The organism is Vibrio sp. M260118, from assembly GCF_036533755.1.
Taxonomy (GTDB): Bacteria; Pseudomonadota; Gammaproteobacteria; order Enterobacterales; family Vibrionaceae; genus Vibrio.
On the sequence record NZ_JATABG010000494.1, the window covers coordinates 1 to 2080 of the forward strand.

Genomic DNA, 2080 nt, shown 5'->3' on the forward strand with positions numbered 1-2080 from the left:
AGATAGCCATGACTACCCAAACTGTACCGACCGAAGAAAAAAAAGGCGGCTTCTTTGCCAACTTTAAATTCCCATCCGCATACACCATTCTTTTCGTTCTGATCGCATTGGTTGCGATGCTGACCTGGATAGTTCCAGCAGGCCAATACGACCGCGTGATGAACGATGATTTGGGCCGCGAAGTTCCAGTAACCGGAACCTATCAAGCCGTTGAGGGTAATCCTCAAGGCGTTATAGATGTTCTGCTTGCTCCAATTGATGGTTTCTATGACCACAATAGCTATGAAGCGGCGGCTATCGACGTTTCTCTGTTTATCCTTGTTATCGGTGGTTTCTTGGGTCTGGTAACCAAGACTGGTGCTATCGATGCAGGTATTGAGCGTGTAACCCATCGCCTTGAAGGGCGAGAAGAGATGATGATTCCAATACTGATGGCGCTGTTTGCAGCAGGCGGCACTGTCTATGGTATGGCGGAAGAGTCTCTACCATTCTACACTCTACTGGTTCCGGTAATGATGGCGGCACGCTTTGACCCTGTAGTCGCAGCTGCAACTGTACTACTTGGTGCTGGTATCGGTTGTTTGGGTTCAACTATCAACCCATTCGCAACCGTCATCGCTGCAAACGCTTCTGGCATTCCATTCACAGAAGGCATCATGCTTCGCCTAGTAATGCTAGTGGCTGGTTGGGCTATCTGTGTTGCTTACGTAATGCGCTATGCTCGCATGGTTCGTCAAGACCAATCTAAGTCTATCGTTTACGACAAATACGAAGAGAACAAAGCACACTTCTTGGGCAACCAATCAGAGGAAGGCCTTGAGTTCACTGCAACTCGCAAAGCAATTTTAGCTATCTTCGGCGGTTCATTCGCAGTAATGATTTACGGTGTATCCATCGCAGGATGGTGGATGGCTGAGATCTCAGCAATGTTCCTAGCAGCAACCATTATCGTTGGTATCGTGGCTCGCATGAGCGAAGAAGAGTTCACTAGCAGTTTCATCGATGGCGCTCGCGACCTACTCGGTGTTGCCCTAATCATCGGTATTGCACGCGGTATCGTCGTTGTGATGGACCGAGGTATGATCACTGACACCATCTTGTTCTCAGCTGAACAAATGGTAACGGGGTTATCGTCAGTCGTATTCATTAACGTGATGTTCTTCTTAGAGATTCTTCTATCATTCCTAGTACCTTCAACATCCGGTCTAGCGGTACTAACTATGCCAATCATGGCACCGCTTGCTGACTTCGCTGGTGTTGGTCGTGACCTAGTCATCACAGCATACCAATCAGCTTCTGGCTTGGTTAACCTGATTACACCAACATCAGCGGTCGTTATGGGTGGTCTTGCTATCGCTCGTGTCCCATACGTACGCTGGGTTAAATGGGTCGCTCCACTACTAGCAATCTTGACACTGTTCTGTGTGGTTGTACTAAGTATTGGTGCAATCATCTAACCAATAGATTTCTTTTCCTTAAGGCTTACAGGAAGTGAGCCACTCTCAAAGCCACCTCCGGGTGGCTTTTCTTTTTAGGAACACTTCGTTACGGAAGATGGATTTGGGAACGAACTGCGTTCTACGGTGCACTAGACTGATATACTTAATTGCTAACACCTTTCCTAGCCTTCCAATAGGGCAAGCCAGATACAGTTATCCAGCAGCGTAGCTCCTACCTCCCATAGGGCGAAGCCCGTTCCCGTAGCGTATCGATCCAGCTTTCCATAGGACGAATTCCGTTCTCTATTTTCATATATATTAGAAAAACTATTCCAAGCTATAACTTTTATTTACTAATAAATCTAATTGAAATTTAAAACACACAATAATTGTTATGTGATCGGCTCGACAAATATCATCAAACATTTTGTTATAAAACGATTAAACCAACCTTAAAAAGCAACTATCTAGAAAGAACTAATGCATATTTCCGCTTTATTCTACTAATTGTCATTAATTTTGCACTGCATAGTTTTCCTCGTATTTAATATTTATCTAACGATTTGTACATTTCCGTGCATAAAGTTCCAAACATAGCGGCTTTTTAGGGGTATCACAGGGCAATAACAACTGCATAGATA

The 2080-nt window shown here is 44.9% G+C and carries 1 protein-coding gene; it reads left to right on the forward strand.

What is annotated here, in order from left to right; translation table 11 throughout:
• Positions 1–8 precede the first annotated feature (8 nt).
• Complete coding sequence (locus tag QTO00_RS18780; protein ID WP_038209039.1) at positions 9–1457, forward strand: YfcC family protein; 1449 nt, start codon at positions 9–11, stop codon at positions 1455–1457.
• Positions 1458–2080: the final 623 nt, after the last annotated feature.